We start from the raw sequence: 13905 nt of genomic DNA, 5'->3' as shown, positions 1-13905 counted from the left end.
CCTGTGTCCACCGAAGTCCTGTCCGAGGCGCCCGTCGACGCGTACGGCACGCCACTCATCGACGCCGGAGAACTCGTGCCGGGCACCCGTGTCCTGGTCAAGGACGAGACCCGGTACGCCTCCGGGAGCCACAAGGAGCCCGCCGCCCGCGCGGTCGTCGCCCGTGCGGCGGCCGCCGGGTACCGCCGTGTCGTCATCGCCACCTGCGGCAACTACGGCAGGGCGATGGCGATGGCCAGTGCCGACGCCGGGATGGCCTGCACGGTGGTGCTACCCACCGGGTGGAGTGACGGCGGCGCCTTCATGCGGGCCGCCGGAGCCGACGTGCACCTCGTGCCGGGCAGCTACGAGGACGCCGTCGACGAGTCCCGCCGGCTCGCGCAGACCGAGGGTTCGATCGACGGGAACGTCGACGGCCCGTACGTCGACGCCGTCTTCGCCGGTCACGGCGTCGTCGCCCACGCCCTGCACCGGGCGCTCACCGAGCCGCCGGCAGCGCTGTGGATCCCGGTCGGCAACGGTACGACGATCATCGCGGTGCACCGGCAGTTGCGGGCGCTCGGCTGGTCCGTACCCATCCACGGGGTCGGCTCCGCCGGCAACAATCCGGTCGTCACCTGCTGGCCGGGGCCTTATCTGACCCTGCCGCCGGACGGCGTCGTCACCACCGACCACAACCAGCCGCTGGTGAACTGGCACGCCCTACAGGGGCCCGAGGCGATGGACGCGGTCGCCGCCACCGGCGGGATGGTGCACGGCGCCGACGACGACGAGCTTCTGCACGCGCAGGCGCTGCTCGTCCAGCACGGCGCCCAACCCACCGCCGCCGGATCGGTCGCCCTGGCCGGGTTGCTCCGGCACGCCCGCACCACCGCCCTCACCGGCACCCACGTCGTGCTGCTCAGCGGGCGCTGAGCACCCCCACTACGAAAGACCACCCCCATGACAACCGTGGCACCCCCCATGCTGCTGTTCGCCCGCGCTCGTACCTCCCTCGCCGACGAACGGATCTTCATCGCCAAACTGGCCGTGCTGGTCGTCCTCACCGCCCTCGGCGGCGTACTCGCCCTGCGCCCCGAACCCCTCGCCGTGGTCGCCGGCGTGGTGCTGCTCGCCGCCATGTACACCCACGCGGTCGAGTTGCAGCACCAGGCCCTGCACCACTCGGCGTTCCGGGCGTCCTGGCCGCACCGGCTGGTCGGGGTGCCCCTCGGCCTGCCGTTGCTCGTCGTCTACAGCCACTACCGGGTCCGGCACCTGCAACACCACCGCTACCTCGGCACCCCGCAGGACACCGAGTTCTTCGGTTTCGACACGCGTGTGCCGCTGACCCGGGGCATGCTGCTGCGCGGGCTGTTCGACTACTCGCGGTTGGCCTCCGTCGCCCGCGACGTCGTCCGGGCGGCGACCGGACGCTGGCGTTACGAGTTCGGCGACATCAGCCCGACGATGCGCCGCCGGGTCGTCACCGAGCACGTGATCCTCGGGGCCGTGATCCTCCTCGTAGCGGCGCTGGCCGGCACCGGACACCACGAGCAGGTCCTGCGGCTGTGGTTGCTGCCTCTCCTGCTCGCGGTGCCGGCCCACTTCCTGGTGGAGCTGCCGGAGCACGTGCTCTGCGACACCGACAGCACGGACGTGCTGCGCAACACCCGCTCCATCCGCGGCAGTTGGTTCAGTACCTGGTTCACCAACGGCAACAACCTGCACATCGAGCACCACGCCGCGATGAACGTCCCGATCAGCCAACTGCCGGCTCGACACCCCGAGACGATCAGGTACGCCGAACACGTGGAGAAGACGTACCTGGACTTCTACCGCCGGCTGTGGCGGGCCGTGCGTCGCTGAATGCCGCCGTTCGGCGTTGATCCCCGTGACGTGTGCGAGTTCAGGAGCAACCCTCTGCGCCCGACCCCGCGTGACTATCTCGAAACGGGGATCGGAGGCCTGAATGAGCGATCGCGACGAGGCGTTCGCCGAGTACTTCGCGGCACGGTCCGGTGCCATGCGCGGCACCGCGTACCTGCTGTGCGGCGACTGGCACCGGGCCGAAGACCTGGTCCAGACCGCTTTCGTCAAGCTCTACCTGGTCTGGAACCGGATCTCGCGACACGAGGTGCTCGACAACTACGTACGCCAGATCCTGATCCGGACGTTCCTCGACGAGCGGCGCCGTGGCTGGTGGCGGCGGGAGCGGGTGGGCGGCGGGAACGCCGAGCAGGTCGCCGCGCCCGACTCGCCGGAGAGTCGACTGGTGCTGCTCCAGGCACTGGCCTCCGTGGCACCGCGCCAGCGGGCCGTGCTGGTTCTCCGCTACTGGGAGGACCTTTCGATCGAGGACGTCGCGGCGCTGCTGGAGTGCTCTCCAGGGACGGTGAAGAGCCAGGCGGCACGCGGGCTCGACACGTTGCGCGGCCTCCTGGCACCCACCTACAGCGGGATCGAGATGGGGGAGCGATGAACGGAGAAGAGTTGCGCGAGGCGCTGCGCAGCGAGATGGCGAGCACCAACCCGCCACCGCCATTGAGTACGGGGGACACGCTGGATGCCGCGCGGCGGGCCCGACTCCGTCGTCGTGCGCTGTGGGCGTCCCTCGGATCGGCGGCGGTCGTGGTGGCGGTCACCGGCTTCGCGGCCGTCGGCACCCCGGGCGGTCGGGTCTACCAACCGGCGGGTCAGCGGCCACCGGTCAGCCCGGGTTCGTCCGTCGACACCAAGGAGCCGTGGCCGACCGGGCCGGACGGCCGCCCGCAGGAGGACCGGACCGCGCGGGCCGGGTCCAAGCACGACCAGGGCGTCGAACTGCTCAACGAGGTCGTCTCGGCCGTGCCCGCTGGCTACAGCACACCGGAGGATCCGGCGAACCAGCCCGCCGACCAGCGGACGCTGCGGACCCACCAGGCGCAGTTCGAGGACAAGGTGAACGGCGTCGACGTGTGGAGTTACCTGTCCTCGGTCGCCGTGGCCCAGGGGAAGGGCACCGGGCGCGTGATCGTCGAGGTGCACGCCGCCGGCAACCAACTGCCGGCCGAGCCGTGCATGCTGGCTCGCGGTTTCTGGGGTATGCAGGGCGAGTGCCGGGTCGAGACCGTCGGGGCGGCGCAGGTCGGCGTGGTGATCCGACCGGGCAGCGACGACCGGCTCGACCAGTGGTCGGCCTACCGGCACCCGGACGGTGTGGTGGTCTTCGTAGCCCAGGGCGCGAAGCTCGACGAGAGTCGGTCGGCTCTGACGAAGCTGCCGTTCACCGTGCCGCAGTTGGCGGCCCTCGCGGTCGACGAACGGTTCCACCTGAAGTGACACACCGGCTCGGCTTTCGCCGAGTGGGCCCAGGTGCCGCGATCGCGGTCCACCTGGGCCTTGGTGTGCGGCGCGGGCGACGGAAATCGTCAGCCACGCAACGGGCACGCCTCAGCGGCGCGCCGTGAGGGGCACGAGGACGAGGACGGCAACGCCAAGTGCGCTGGCGCCGACGGCCCACCACCAGAAGAATCCCGAGAAGACCGAGGCGACCAGGAGCCCGATGCCGAGGCCGGCCAGGAGGCCGAGTGCGAACAAGGTCCTTGGGGCCAGGGCCAGGTGCGGCAGTCGGCGTACCACGAGCACCTCCAGCCAGGTGCCGCCCAACGCCAGCAGTGCCGCGCCGACCACGTCCACGGCGGATAGGCCGTGACCCTCGCTGAGGGGTACGAGGACTCTGCCCTCGTCACTGGAGGGGACGAAGAGGATGAGTACGCCGGCGACGATGAGCAGAGCGGTGATCGCCACCTGCCTGTGCGGCGCGGCCCCGACATCGTGTGCCATCGCCACAGTCTCGGTCATCCGACGTGTCTGCACAGGAGCCGTATCGGCAGACATCGAACGTACGAATCTCGAGAGAGCCCGTACGCCCGACCCGCGGCAGACTCGGATGAGCACCAGGGCGGCGTTCGGGCCTCGTGGGCGCTAGCGAGTACGCCAGTCGAGAGCGTCGAGCAGGACCCCTGCCAGGGCCAACCGGTTTGTTGCACCGATCCCCTCCAGCGCCCTGTGCACAACCTCCTCGGCATCCTCGGAAAGTTCCTGCTGGCCCAGCATCGGCAGCATCAGGATGAGCCGTTGCGCCCAGGTCAGCCGTTCATCCGGCAGCGCCGCCGCGGGGGCCGGTGTTGATGGCGTGGTGGGCATCGACCGTTGTAGGGTCCCCGCCGTGGGATACCTGGTGATGCCCTCAGGCCGTTTGAACATCCCGAAGTCGGACGAGGTCGCTACGGTCGCCGCTGTCAGGGCCGCCATGGCCGTACGAGATGGTTGGTTCAACCAGGACGTGTCTCCTCCAGATGACACCCTCGCCGACATGGCGGAGGCGGCCGGAGCCTCGATCGTCCGGGACGGAGACTGGATCGAGTTCGGTCACGACGACGAGGGAGACCCCAAGTGGTCGGACCAGGCCACGGCCTTCTACGTCGCGATTGCGCCATTCGTGCGCTCGGGAATCGTCCATATCGAGGGTGAGGACGGCTCTCGCTGGTCCTACACCTACGCTGACGGGCAGATCACTCAACAGGGTTGGAACGGTTGGGACGGATCCGTCGAGCCGTTTGGCGAACCTGTGGATCTCCCTATCCCGGACCACCCGTAGGCGCCAACGGCAGCGCGAACTCTGTCGTTCGTGCCGTGCCTGGTCGGACCAATCCTGATCGGACCGCGGATCTCCCGATCACGCTCGATGGTCGATGGGCAACGCACCGCCTGGCGCGGCGGGTTGCGCCGCGCCGGTCACGTGCTGGAACCGCCCCACTGCGATGGGTACGGTGTCGAGCGCCTGTCGGTCCCGGACGCTGCGGCGTCCCTCGACGAAAGGGTTGCCATGGCACGCGTGCTGCTGGACGTCACCATGTCGCTGGACGGCTTCATGGCCGGCCCCGACGTCAGCGTGGAGAACCCCATGGGCGTGGGCGGGCTTCGCCTGCACGAGTGGATCTTCAACGCCTCATCGAACGAGGTGGACGCGGAGATTGTTCGTGGGGTGCAGGCGGGCACGGGCGCGGTGGTGCTCGGCCGGCGGACGTTCGACGTCGGCATCGACGTCTGGAACGACACCCCCTTCCCGGCGCCCTGCTTCGTGCTGACCCACGACCCCCTCGCCGAGCGGGTCGAGAAGAGCGGCACCTTCACCTTCGTCACCGACGTTCGGGACGCCTTCGCCCGGGCCACCGCCGCCGCAGGAGCCCGCGACGTACGCCTGATGGGCGCGGCCGTCGGTCAGCAGTTCCTGGCCGTGGGCCTGGTCGACGAGATCCGAGTCCAGATCGCCCCCGTGCTGCTCGGCGCGGGCAGCCGCCTGTTCGAGCACCTCGGCAACGCGCACATCGAACTGGAACGGCTCGCCACAGCGGATTCGCCGCACGTGACCCACCTGCGGTACCGAATCCGGTCGCTTCCCGAGGCACAAACGGGACTTCGCGAGGAAGATCGAGCGGAGAGCGGCCAGTCTGCCCTCCATCCCCGGGGATAGGTGTCAGCTGACGTAGCCGATGGGCCGCGCGAGCACGCGGGCCGCGTTGATCTACCAGCACGGGACCAGCGAGCGGGACCGCGAGATCGCCTCGGCCATGGGCCGGCGGATCGCCGGAAGTGGTCGACGCCGGCCGTGAAACGGCACGCGGATGGCACGCAAGATCCAGAGTGGGGAGGAAGCGAACGGCCCAGGTGCCGCGATCATGCGGTCCACCTGGGCCTTCGTGTGTGGAGCGGGCGACGGGAATCGAACCCGCACCGTCAGTTTGGAAGACTGAAGCTCTACCATTGAGCTACGCCCGCGTAGCCCCGCCGAAACGGGACGCGCCGACAGCGTACCCAATGCCTCTGCCGCCCGCGCAGCCCGCCACCGCCTGGCGGCGCCGGACTGTTCGCGCGCCGTCTCGCAGCGCCCAAGATCCGCACAACGTCAGCGGTGTCGTGGCCCCGCCGCCCCGGGAGGCCCCCTTCCCCCGACGTTGTGCGGATCTTGAAGCGCCGGCCGCCAGCGTCGCCCGCCAGCGGGCGGAACGGGGCTTTTTGGAGGCTGTGTCCGGGTGAGGGGTGGCCCCGGCACGTCCCGGGCACGCCGACGGCATAGACTGCACGTCGCCACGGGGTGTGGCGCAGCTTGGTAGCGCACTCGCTTTGGGAGCGAGGGGCCGTGGGTTCAAATCCCGCCACCCCGACTGTCGTCCGCGGCCGGGCCGCCCCGGGTGCCGCCCAGTGCGGTCCCCGGGCGATGCCGGAGCGTCAGGCCGGCTCGCCTACACTCGATGGGCTGAATCACGCCCAGACTCAACTGAGATCCGTCAAGGAGTACGCCTGTGAAGAGCACCGTCGAGACTCTGAGCCCGACGCGCGTGCGGCTCGCCATCGAGGTGCCGTTCGTCGAGCTCGAGCCGAGCCTCAAGAAGGCGTACCGCGAGATCGGTTCGCAGGTCCAGGTTCCGGGCTTCCGCCGGGGCAAGGTGCCGACCGCGGTGATCGACCAGCGGGTGGGCCGGGGCACCGTCCTCAACGAGGCGGTGCAGGAGGCCATCCCGGAGAACATCCTCGCCGCCGTGCGCGAGCACGACCTCAAGACGCTGGGGCGTCCGGAGGTCGAGATCACCGAGTTCAACGACGGTGACTCGCTCAACTTCACCGCCGAGGTCGACGTCCGTCCGGAGATCACCATCCCCGACGCGACCACCATCGAGGTTACCGTCGACGAGCTGCAGATCGACGAGAGCGAGATCGACGAGCAGGTGAAGAACCTGCGGGAGCGTTTCGCGACCCTCAAGACCGTCGAGCGGGCCGCCGCCGAGGGTGACTACGTCCAGATCGACCTCAACGCCACCGTCGACGGCGAGGACGTGCCGGGCGGTCAGGCGAGCAACATCTCCCACGAGGTCGGCAGCAAGCAGCTCCTCCCGGGCCTCGACGAGGCCGTGGTCGGCCTGGCCGCCGGCGACGACACCACCTTCACCACCCAGCTGGTCGGCGGCGACTTCGCCGGTCGTGACGCCGAGGTGGCGGTGACCGTGCGCACGGTCAAGGAGAAGGAGCTGCCCGAGCTGAACGACGAGTTCGCCCAGATGGCGAGCGAGTTCGACACGATCGAGGAGCTGCGCGGCGACCTGCGGGCGCGGGTCACCCAGGGCAAGCAGGTCGAGCAGATCTACGCCGCTCGGGACAAGGCCCTGGCGCAGCTGGTCGAGGCCGCCGAGATCCCGGCCCCGGAGGGTGTCGTCCGCGAGGAGGTCGAGAGCCGCAAGCAGGCGATGGTCGACCAGCTGGAGCGGATCGGCGCCTCCATGGAGGAATACCTCGCGGCCGAGGACAAGACCGAGGAGCAGATCGACGCCGAGCTGACCGAGGCGGCGACCGAGGGCGTCAAGGTCCAGCTCCTGCTGGACACGCTGGCCGACGCCGAGGACGTGCAGGTCTCCGACGACGAGTTCGGTCACGAGATCGTGCACCGGGCGCAGCGCGCCGGGATGGCCCCGCAGCAGTACTACGACCAGCTGGTGCGCTCCGGCGCGGCCGCCGCCGTCTTCGGCGACGTGCGGCGGGGCAAGGCGCTCGCGGCCGTCATGGAGCGGATCACGATCAAGGACGCGGCCGGCAACGGGATCACCCTTGACGCGCTGCGTGCCGCCAACGAGGCCGAGCACAACCACCAGCACTGATCATCGGATGCGGCCGCCGTCCGCCGCTGTGCGGTGGACGGCGGCCGAATCCTTTCCCGGGTACGCCGGGAGCCCGCGTCGCGGGTGTGCCCGACACAGCTGCGCTGAGAGCGAACAGTGCCCCGACCGGGACTCTGCCGCCCCGCACAGCGGTTAGTGTCGGGAAAGACGGTACGGAGAGCGAAGGGCTGCCATGACCGACATGCACATCCCCAAGAAGTCGCTCCGGGCGATTGACGCGCGCGGTGGCGACTCCATTGGCAACCTCGACGACTCGGTCTACAACCGGTTGCTCAAGGAACGCATCATCTTCCTGGGCAGTGAGGTGACCGACCAGGTCGCCAACCGCATCTGCGCGCAGCTGCTGCTGCTCGCCGCGGAGGACCCGGACCGCGACATCAACCTGTGGATCAACTCGCCGGGTGGCTCGGTCTACTCCGGCATGGCGATCTACGACACCATGCAGTTCATCGACAACGACGTGTCGACCGTGGCGATGGGCATGGCGGCCTCGATGGGCCAGCTGCTGCTCTGCGCGGGCACCAAGGGCAAGCGTTACGCCCTGCCGCACGCCCGGATCATGATGCACCAGCCGTCCGGCGGCCTGGGCGGCACGGCGTCCGACATCGCCATCCAGGCGGAGCAGATGCTCTACACGAAGCGGATGTTCCAGGAGCGGGTCGCGCACCACACCGGCCAAGACCAGTCGCAGATCGAGGCGGACTCGGACCGGGACCGTTGGTTCACCGCCCAGGAGGCCATGGACTACGGCTTCATCGACAAGGTGATCATCGGGGCCGCTCAGGTTCCGGATGGCGCCGGGACCCTGAGCTGAGGAGCTGACGATGACTGATCTGAGCCTGCCGCCCCAGTTCGCGGCCGTGCACAACCGTTACGTGCTGCCGTCGTTCGTGGAGCGCACGTCGTACGGGGTCAAGGAGTCCAACCCGTACAACAAGCTCTTCGAGGACCGGATCATCTTCCTCGGCGTCCAGGTGGACGACGCGTCGGCCAACGACGTGATGGCCCAGCTGCTGACGCTCGAGGGCACCGACCCGGACCGCGACATCATCATGTACATCAACTCGCCGGGTGGCTCGTTCACCGCGATGACGGCGATCTACGACACCATGCAGTACGTCCGTCCGGACATCCAGACGGTCTGCCTCGGGCAGGCCGCCAGCGCGGCAGCGGTGCTGCTGTCGGCGGGCACCCCGGGTAAGCGGATGGCTCTTCCGAACTCGCGGATCATCATCCACCAGCCGGCCACCGAGGGCGGCTACGGGCAGGGCTCGGACATCGAGATCCAGGCTCGGGAGATCCTGCGGATGCGGACGCAGTTGGAGGACATGCTGTCCCGCCACTGCAACCGCCCGATCGAGCAGGTTCGCAAGGATATCGACCGTGACAAGATCATGACGGCCGAGGAGTCCAAGGAGTACGGGCTGGTCGACACGATCCTGACCAGCCGCAAGAAGGGCTTGTTGGCCGCTCAGGCCGCCAGCTGAGCAGTACCGGGTCAGAGGTTGGCCGGGGCGTCCGTTCCCGGCCGACCTCTGACACACCCGTTTTGGGGGTCGGAGATTGCCCCGGCAGCGGGTAACGTCGGGTCCGTACCGCTTCGCCGGTCGGGCCGGCGGGGTGAACTAACCGGGCGGCGCGCAGCGTCCGCAGGTCAGGGCCGGGGTTCCGGCCGATGAGTGCAGGGAGAACGTAGGTGGCACGGATCGGTGACGGCGGCGACCTACTTAAATGCTCCTTCTGCGGCAAGTCGCAGAAGCAGGTCAAGAAGCTCATCGCGGGCCCAGGGGTCTACATCTGCGACGAGTGCATCGATCTCTGCAACGAGATCATCGAAGAGGAGCTGGCCGAGTCCGGCGAGGTGAAGTGGGAAGAGCTTCCCAAGCCGATGGAGATCTGCCAGTTCCTCGACAACTACGTCGTGGGGCAGGATCAGGCCAAGAAGGCCCTCGCGGTGGCGGTCTACAACCACTACAAGCGGATCCAGGCCGAAGCGGCCAACGCGCCCGGCTCCGGCAGTGATGCCGTCGAGCTGGCCAAGTCCAACATCCTGCTGCTCGGCCCGACCGGGTGTGGCAAGACGCACCTGGCGCAGACCCTCGCCCGGATGTTGAACGTCCCGTTCGCCATCGCCGACGCCACGGCGCTGACCGAGGCGGGCTACGTCGGCGAGGACGTGGAGAACATCCTCCTCAAGCTGATCCAGGCCGCCGACTACGACATCAAGCGCGCCGAGACCGGCATCATCTACATCGACGAGGTCGACAAGATCGCCCGCAAGTCGGAGAACCCGTCGATCACGCGCGACGTGTCCGGTGAGGGTGTGCAGCAGGCGCTGCTCAAGATGCTCGAGGGCACGGTGGCGAACGTGCCGCCGCAGGGTGGCCGCAAGCACCCGCATCAGGAGTTCATCCAGATCGACACCACCAACGTGCTGTTCATCTGCGGTGGTGCGTTCGCCGGTCTGGATCAGATCATCGAGTCCCGCACCGGGCAGGGCGGCACCGGCTTCGGTGCCCGGCTCCGGTCGGTGTCCGAGCGGTCGACCGATGACATCTTCAGCCAGGTCATGCCGGAAGACATGCTCAAGTTCGGGTTGATCCCGGAGTTCGTCGGCCGGCTGCCGGTGATCACCAACGTACGCAGCCTCGACCGCAGCGCCCTGGTGCGCATCCTCACCGAGCCGCGCAACGCGCTCGTCCGGCAATACCAGCGCCTGTTCGAGCTGGACGGTGTCGAGCTGGAGTTCGACGAGCCGGCGCTGGAGGCGATCGCCGACCAGGCCATGCTGCGGGGCACCGGCGCCCGTGGTCTGCGGGCCATCATCGAGGAGGTCCTGCTCTCCGCGATGTTCGAGGTGCCGAGCAACCCGGACGCCGCCCGGGTGCTGATCACCCGCGAGGTCGTCCTGGAAAACGTCAACCCGACGATCGTGCCGCGCGAGTTCACCGGGCGACGGGCCCGGCGGGAGCGCGAGGAGAAGTCGGCCTGATCCTCCCCGCACCACGCCGGCCGCTCAGTCCTGACGCGGCCGGCGTGATCGCGTTCTGCGGTCCCACTCGCCCGACGGGGTGACGGTCACCATCATCAGCCGGGCCGGCTCGTCGGTGTCGTTGCGGTAGCCGTGTTCCCGGTCGGCATGGAACTCGATGGTCTCGCCGGCCCGTACGCGGTGGTCCTGCCCGTCGACCCGGACGACCGCCGTGCCGGCGAGGACGTGCAGCACCTCCCGGGTGCCGCGCGGATGGTCGGCGGAACGGTGGGCCTCGCCGGGTTCCATCCGCCAGTCCCACAGTTCGACAAGGTCCGGCTCGCCGAGGCCGCTCAGCAGACGGGCCGTGCCGCCGTGCCCACCCTGCCAGAGCACCGGCGCCTGGGCCGCCGAGGTGATCTTCACGGCCCGTTCCTCGGCCGGCTCCAGCAGTTGGGCGATGTTGACGCCGAAGGCGTCGGCGACCCGGCACAGCGTGCCGACGCTCGGGTTGGTGCGCGCGCCCTCGATCTGCACGAGCATTCCCTTGCTCACCCCGGACCGGCCGGCCAACTCCTCGAAGGACCAGCCTCGGGCGGCCCGTAGGTCGCGTACCTGTCGGGCCACCGCGGCGGTCACCGCGCCCACCCGATCCGCTCCCGCCTCGGTCATTAAACTATCCTTCACGGTCACTATTATGGTACGACAGTGGCATGCTCCCCATTGTCCTGGCAACGGTGTCCGCCGTCGCGTTCGGCATCGCCGACTTCTCCGGCGGGAAGGCGTCCCGCCGCGCCAACCCGATCGCCGTCACCGTCGTGTCCCAACTCCTGAGCGTTCCGTTGCTGGTCGTACTGGTACTGGTGGTGCCCGGCACCCCGACCGTCGGTGACATCGGCTGGGGCCTGCTCGCCGGGGTGGCTGGCGCGGGCGGGGTCATGCTGCTCTACCGAGCCCTCGCCGGCGGGATGATGGCCGTCGTGGCGCCGGTCACCGCCATCACCGCCGCAGTGGTGCCGATCGTCGCCGGCCTGTTCACCGCGTCCTTCCCCGGTGCCCTGGCGCTCACCGGCGCGGGTCTCGCGGTGCTGGCGATCGCCCTGGTCAGCCTGGGGGAGAGGGGTGAACAGAGGAGGGTCCCGACACGGCTCGTCGGGCTCGCCCTCGCCGCCGGAGCGCTCTTCGGTGTGTTCTTCACCCTCCTCGGTCAGGCCGACGAGAGTGCCGGGATGTGGCCGGTGGCGGCCGTGCGGGCCAGCTCGATCGCGGTCGGCCTCGCGCTGGCCGCCGGCACCGGCGTGCGCCTGCGACTTGGACGACGGGTGTTGGGCTGGGCGGCGGTCGCCGGTCTGCTGGACAGTGCCGCCAACGGGCTCTTCCTGGCCGCCGCTGCCCGTGGCCACCTGAGCATCATCGCGGCGATCACCGCGCTCTACCCGGCCAGCACCGTGCTGCTGGCGTTGGCCGTCGACCGGGAACGGTTACGCCCGGTCCAGGTCGCCGGGCTCGGGTTCGCGGCCGGGGCTCTGGTGCTGGCCAGCCTCTGACGCTGTCCACGCCGGCTCCTCCGGTCGTACCCTGTGCTCATGCGTGTCGCCGTCTGCCAGCTCAACGCCCGGGACGACCGCAAGGTCAACCTGGCCGCCGCGGAGGTCCTGCTGGAACGTGCGGCGGCGGGTGGCGCGGACCTGGCCGTCCTACCGGAGTACGTCGACTACCTCGGCCCGGCCGCCGGGCTGCCCGAACCGGAGCCGGTGGACGGGGAGGTCGGCAGCTTCTTCGCGGGGATCGCCCGGCGGCTCGGGATCTGGGTGGTGGCCGGCTCGTTCCACGAGGCCGGCCCGGATCCGACGCACACCTGGAACACGTCGCTGGTCTTCGACCGCACCGGCAGCCTGGCCGCGAGCTACCGCAAAATCCATCTGTACGACGTGGAGATCCCCGGTCGGGTCTCCTATCTGGAGTCCGCAACCGTCGCGCCCGGGGTCCAACCGGTGGTGGTGGACGTCGAGGGCCTGCGAGTCGGTCTGTCGATCTGCTACGACCTACGTTTCCCGGAGCTGTACCGGCTGCTCGCCACCGATGGGGGCGCACACCTGCTGGTGGTGCCCGCAGCATTCATGATGCACACCGGGCGGGACCACTGGGAGGTCCTGCTGCGGGCCCGTGCGATCGAGAACCAGTGCTTCGTGGCAGCGGCCGGTCAGACCGGCGACCACGAGCCAGGCCGTACCTGCTTCGGACGCAGCATGGTGGTCGACCCGTGGGGGACGGTCCTCACCCAGTTGCCGGACGGCCCGGGTGTGTCCGTCGTCGACCTCGACCTCGATCGTCTCGCCGCGATCCGAGCCGAGCTGCCCAGCCTGGCGAACCGCCGGCTCTGAGCCTCAGCCCTCCAGCAGGACGCCGATCACCGCGAACCCGACGATGGCCCCGGCGGTGACCAACAGCGCGGTGGTCATCCGGGACTTGCCCCGTCGGGCCAGCCGTCCCACCGAGAGCACCAGGACGACAAGCACGACCGCGCCGATCACCACCTGCCAGAACGGCAGGAGGAGGCCGAGCAGCGCCTCCTCGGCGAACACCCTGGCGCCACGCCCGGACTCATCCATGCCTGACACTCTGGCACGTCGGGACAGCCTGCGTCCCCCGCTGGCCGGGGACTGTCGTGTGCCTCTTCCCGGGCGACGCCGACAGCCGTCGCGAGCCGGTCGGTCAAACCAGTGATGAACCCTGATTTGCCTTCTCCGGGCCGTCCGCGTAACTTTCTCTCTGCACGGGGGAGGCCGGACAAACCGGCCGAGAACGGGCGCCGGGCTCGTGGCGGTGACGCCGAGCGAGACCGAGGATCGGGCGGTGCGGAACACTCCGGATTCGGGGTTGCGAACGCGAAGCCGACCGGGTAGAGTTCTGAAGCCGGCAGGAGCCGGGCGGAGAGCCGCGAAGCGGTGATCGGCCGGTCTGCGGCTTCCCACGACAGTAACGACCGCCGGTCACGGCGTGCGTCATCGTGGGTCCGGACGAGCCACATTGATCGCCTCGAACATGAGGTTGACAATGAAAGTTCGACCAAGTAGGTTTGAGCGGTTGCCCCGAAACGGGGTTCCACTGAGGTGGGGCTTCTGGTCGGTGTGTGGTTGTTCTTTGAGAACTCAACAGGGTGCTTGTAAAGCCAGTGCCAATTATGATTTATACCCCGGACTGGTCAGTTTTTGCTGGCTGGTTGGGATTCCTTTGGCA

General features: G+C 69.2%; 16 protein-coding genes and 2 tRNA genes. 13 read left to right on the top strand and 5 right to left on the bottom strand.

The features are described from left to right. Positions 1 to 3: 3 nt before the first annotated feature. The 4 genes from ABGB10_RS15145 (at position 4) to ABGB10_RS15130 (ending at position 3300) form a co-directional block, all read left to right on the top strand. Positions 4 to 915 carry a pyridoxal-phosphate dependent enzyme gene (locus ABGB10_RS15145; protein WP_347661482.1) on the top strand — a complete coding sequence of 304 codons (912 nt, stop codon included), beginning with the start codon at positions 4 to 6 and terminating at the stop codon, positions 913 to 915. A gap of 36 nt (positions 916 to 951) precedes the next feature. Beyond that, a complete protein-coding gene (locus ABGB10_RS15140; protein ID WP_347661481.1) occupies positions 952 to 1848 on the top strand; it encodes a fatty acid desaturase in 897 nt (298 codons plus the stop codon). Positions 1849 to 1951: 103 nt separating this feature from the next. Then, positions 1952 to 2461: a SigE family RNA polymerase sigma factor gene (locus ABGB10_RS15135; protein ID WP_347661480.1), complete on the top strand. Its 510-nt coding sequence runs from the start codon at positions 1952 to 1954 to the stop codon at positions 2459 to 2461. After that, complete coding sequence (locus ABGB10_RS15130) at positions 2458 to 3300, top strand: hypothetical protein (RefSeq protein WP_347661479.1); 843 nt, start codon at positions 2458 to 2460, stop codon at positions 3298 to 3300. Before ABGB10_RS15135 ends, ABGB10_RS15130 begins: the two co-directional genes overlap by 4 nt. A 111-nt stretch (positions 3301 to 3411) precedes the next feature. Here the strand turns inward: ABGB10_RS15130 and ABGB10_RS15125 are convergent, their stop codons facing one another. After that, positions 3412 to 3804: a hypothetical protein gene (locus ABGB10_RS15125; protein WP_347661478.1), complete on the bottom strand. Its 393-nt coding sequence runs from the start codon at positions 3802 to 3804 to the stop codon at positions 3412 to 3414. Between the two features lie 141 nt (positions 3805 to 3945). Continuing rightward, positions 3946 to 4167: a hypothetical protein gene (locus ABGB10_RS15120; RefSeq protein WP_347661477.1), complete on the bottom strand. Its 222-nt coding sequence runs from the start codon at positions 4165 to 4167 to the stop codon at positions 3946 to 3948. A gap of 22 nt (positions 4168 to 4189) precedes the next feature. Here ABGB10_RS15120 and ABGB10_RS15115 point away from each other — a divergent pair, with 22 nt between their 5' ends. Together ABGB10_RS15115 and ABGB10_RS15110 are read left to right on the top strand one after the other, a co-directional pair. Continuing rightward, complete coding sequence (locus ABGB10_RS15115) at positions 4190 to 4621, top strand: hypothetical protein (RefSeq protein WP_347661476.1); 432 nt, start codon at positions 4190 to 4192, stop codon at positions 4619 to 4621. A gap of 228 nt (positions 4622 to 4849) precedes the next feature. After that, positions 4850 to 5497, top strand: a complete 648-nt coding sequence (locus tag ABGB10_RS15110; protein ID WP_347661475.1) for a dihydrofolate reductase family protein — start codon at positions 4850 to 4852, stop codon at positions 5495 to 5497. A gap of 231 nt (positions 5498 to 5728) precedes the next feature. On the opposite strand, the gene ABGB10_RS15105 is transcribed toward ABGB10_RS15110, so the two are convergent. Then, positions 5729 to 5802 (bottom strand) — tRNA-Gly (locus tag ABGB10_RS15105). A gap of 312 nt (positions 5803 to 6114) precedes the next feature. On the opposite strand from ABGB10_RS15105, the gene ABGB10_RS15100 reads away from it, so the two are divergent. The 5 genes from ABGB10_RS15100 to clpX all read left to right on the top strand — a co-directional run bounded on the left by ABGB10_RS15100 (position 6115) and on the right by clpX (position 10686). Next, positions 6115 to 6188, top strand: a tRNA-Pro gene (locus tag ABGB10_RS15100). 138 nt (positions 6189 to 6326) lie between these two features. Continuing rightward, a complete protein-coding gene (gene tig / locus ABGB10_RS15095) occupies positions 6327 to 7673 on the top strand; it encodes a trigger factor (RefSeq protein ID WP_347661474.1) in 1347 nt (448 codons plus the stop codon). Positions 7674 to 7866: 193 nt separating this feature from the next. Continuing rightward, positions 7867 to 8508 carry an ATP-dependent Clp protease proteolytic subunit gene (locus ABGB10_RS15090; protein WP_088988027.1) on the top strand — a complete coding sequence of 214 codons (642 nt, stop codon included), beginning with the start codon at positions 7867 to 7869 and terminating at the stop codon, positions 8506 to 8508. A gap of 10 nt (positions 8509 to 8518) precedes the next feature. Then, positions 8519 to 9181 (top strand): ATP-dependent Clp protease proteolytic subunit, encoded by a 663-nt coding sequence (locus ABGB10_RS15085; RefSeq protein ID WP_088988028.1) that lies wholly within the window; start codon positions 8519 to 8521, stop codon positions 9179 to 9181. Positions 9182 to 9390: 209 nt separating this feature from the next. Then, positions 9391 to 10686 carry an ATP-dependent Clp protease ATP-binding subunit ClpX gene (clpX, locus tag ABGB10_RS15080; protein ID WP_278141257.1) on the top strand — a complete coding sequence of 432 codons (1296 nt, stop codon included), beginning with the start codon at positions 9391 to 9393 and terminating at the stop codon, positions 10684 to 10686. A gap of 24 nt (positions 10687 to 10710) precedes the next feature. Here clpX and ABGB10_RS15075 read toward each other — a convergent pair whose 3' ends face one another. Continuing rightward, positions 10711 to 11337 carry an XRE family transcriptional regulator gene (locus ABGB10_RS15075; protein WP_347661473.1) on the bottom strand — a complete coding sequence of 209 codons (627 nt, stop codon included), beginning with the start codon at positions 11335 to 11337 and terminating at the stop codon, positions 10711 to 10713. A 41-nt stretch (positions 11338 to 11378) separates the two neighbouring features. On the opposite strand from ABGB10_RS15075, the gene ABGB10_RS15070 reads away from it, so the two are divergent. Together ABGB10_RS15070 and ABGB10_RS15065 are read left to right on the top strand one after the other, a co-directional pair. Then, positions 11379 to 12212, top strand: a complete 834-nt coding sequence (locus tag ABGB10_RS15070; protein ID WP_347661472.1) for a DMT family transporter — start codon at positions 11379 to 11381, stop codon at positions 12210 to 12212. 39 nt (positions 12213 to 12251) lie between these two features. Continuing rightward, positions 12252 to 13049, top strand: a complete 798-nt coding sequence (locus tag ABGB10_RS15065) for a carbon-nitrogen hydrolase family protein (RefSeq protein ID WP_347661471.1) — start codon at positions 12252 to 12254, stop codon at positions 13047 to 13049. 3 nt (positions 13050 to 13052) lie between these two features. Here ABGB10_RS15065 and ABGB10_RS15060 read toward each other — a convergent pair whose 3' ends face one another. Beyond that, positions 13053 to 13277 carry a hypothetical protein gene (locus tag ABGB10_RS15060; RefSeq protein WP_347661470.1) on the bottom strand — a complete coding sequence of 75 codons (225 nt, stop codon included), beginning with the start codon at positions 13275 to 13277 and terminating at the stop codon, positions 13053 to 13055. Positions 13278 to 13905: the final 628 nt, after the last annotated feature.

It is taken from the genome of Micromonospora sp. B9E7, from assembly GCF_039871815.1.
Taxonomy (GTDB): Bacteria; Actinomycetota; Actinomycetes; order Mycobacteriales; family Micromonosporaceae; genus Micromonospora.
Note: the sequence above shows the minus strand (reverse complement) of the source record. Positions and strands in the feature narration are given on the sequence as shown.

Excerpts from the sequence above, each read along its gene's own strand:
- ABGB10_RS15075 (WP_347661473.1), bottom strand. The coding sequence starts at position 11,337 with ATGACCGAGGCGGGAGCGGATCGGGTGGGCGCGGTGACCGCCGCGGTG.
- ABGB10_RS15125 (WP_347661478.1), bottom strand. The coding sequence starts at position 3,804 with ATGGCACACGATGTCGGGGCCGCGCCGCACAGGCAGGTGGCGATCACC.
- ABGB10_RS15090 (WP_088988027.1), top strand. The coding sequence starts at position 7,867 with ATGACCGACATGCACATCCCCAAGAAGTCGCTCCGGGCGATTGACGCG.
- ABGB10_RS15085 (WP_088988028.1), top strand. The coding sequence starts at position 8,519 with ATGACTGATCTGAGCCTGCCGCCCCAGTTCGCGGCCGTGCACAACCGT.
- ABGB10_RS15065 (WP_347661471.1), top strand. The coding sequence starts at position 12,252 with ATGCGTGTCGCCGTCTGCCAGCTCAACGCCCGGGACGACCGCAAGGTC.
- ABGB10_RS15120 (WP_347661477.1), bottom strand. The coding sequence starts at position 4,167 with ATGCCCACCACGCCATCAACACCGGCCCCCGCGGCGGCGCTGCCGGAT.
- ABGB10_RS15060 (WP_347661470.1), bottom strand. The coding sequence starts at position 13,277 with ATGGATGAGTCCGGGCGTGGCGCCAGGGTGTTCGCCGAGGAGGCGCTG.
- ABGB10_RS15070 (WP_347661472.1), top strand. The coding sequence starts at position 11,379 with ATGCTCCCCATTGTCCTGGCAACGGTGTCCGCCGTCGCGTTCGGCATC.
- ABGB10_RS15110 (WP_347661475.1), top strand. The coding sequence starts at position 4,850 with ATGGCACGCGTGCTGCTGGACGTCACCATGTCGCTGGACGGCTTCATG.
- ABGB10_RS15130 (WP_347661479.1), top strand. The coding sequence starts at position 2,458 with ATGAACGGAGAAGAGTTGCGCGAGGCGCTGCGCAGCGAGATGGCGAGC.
- ABGB10_RS15135 (WP_347661480.1), top strand. The coding sequence starts at position 1,952 with ATGAGCGATCGCGACGAGGCGTTCGCCGAGTACTTCGCGGCACGGTCC.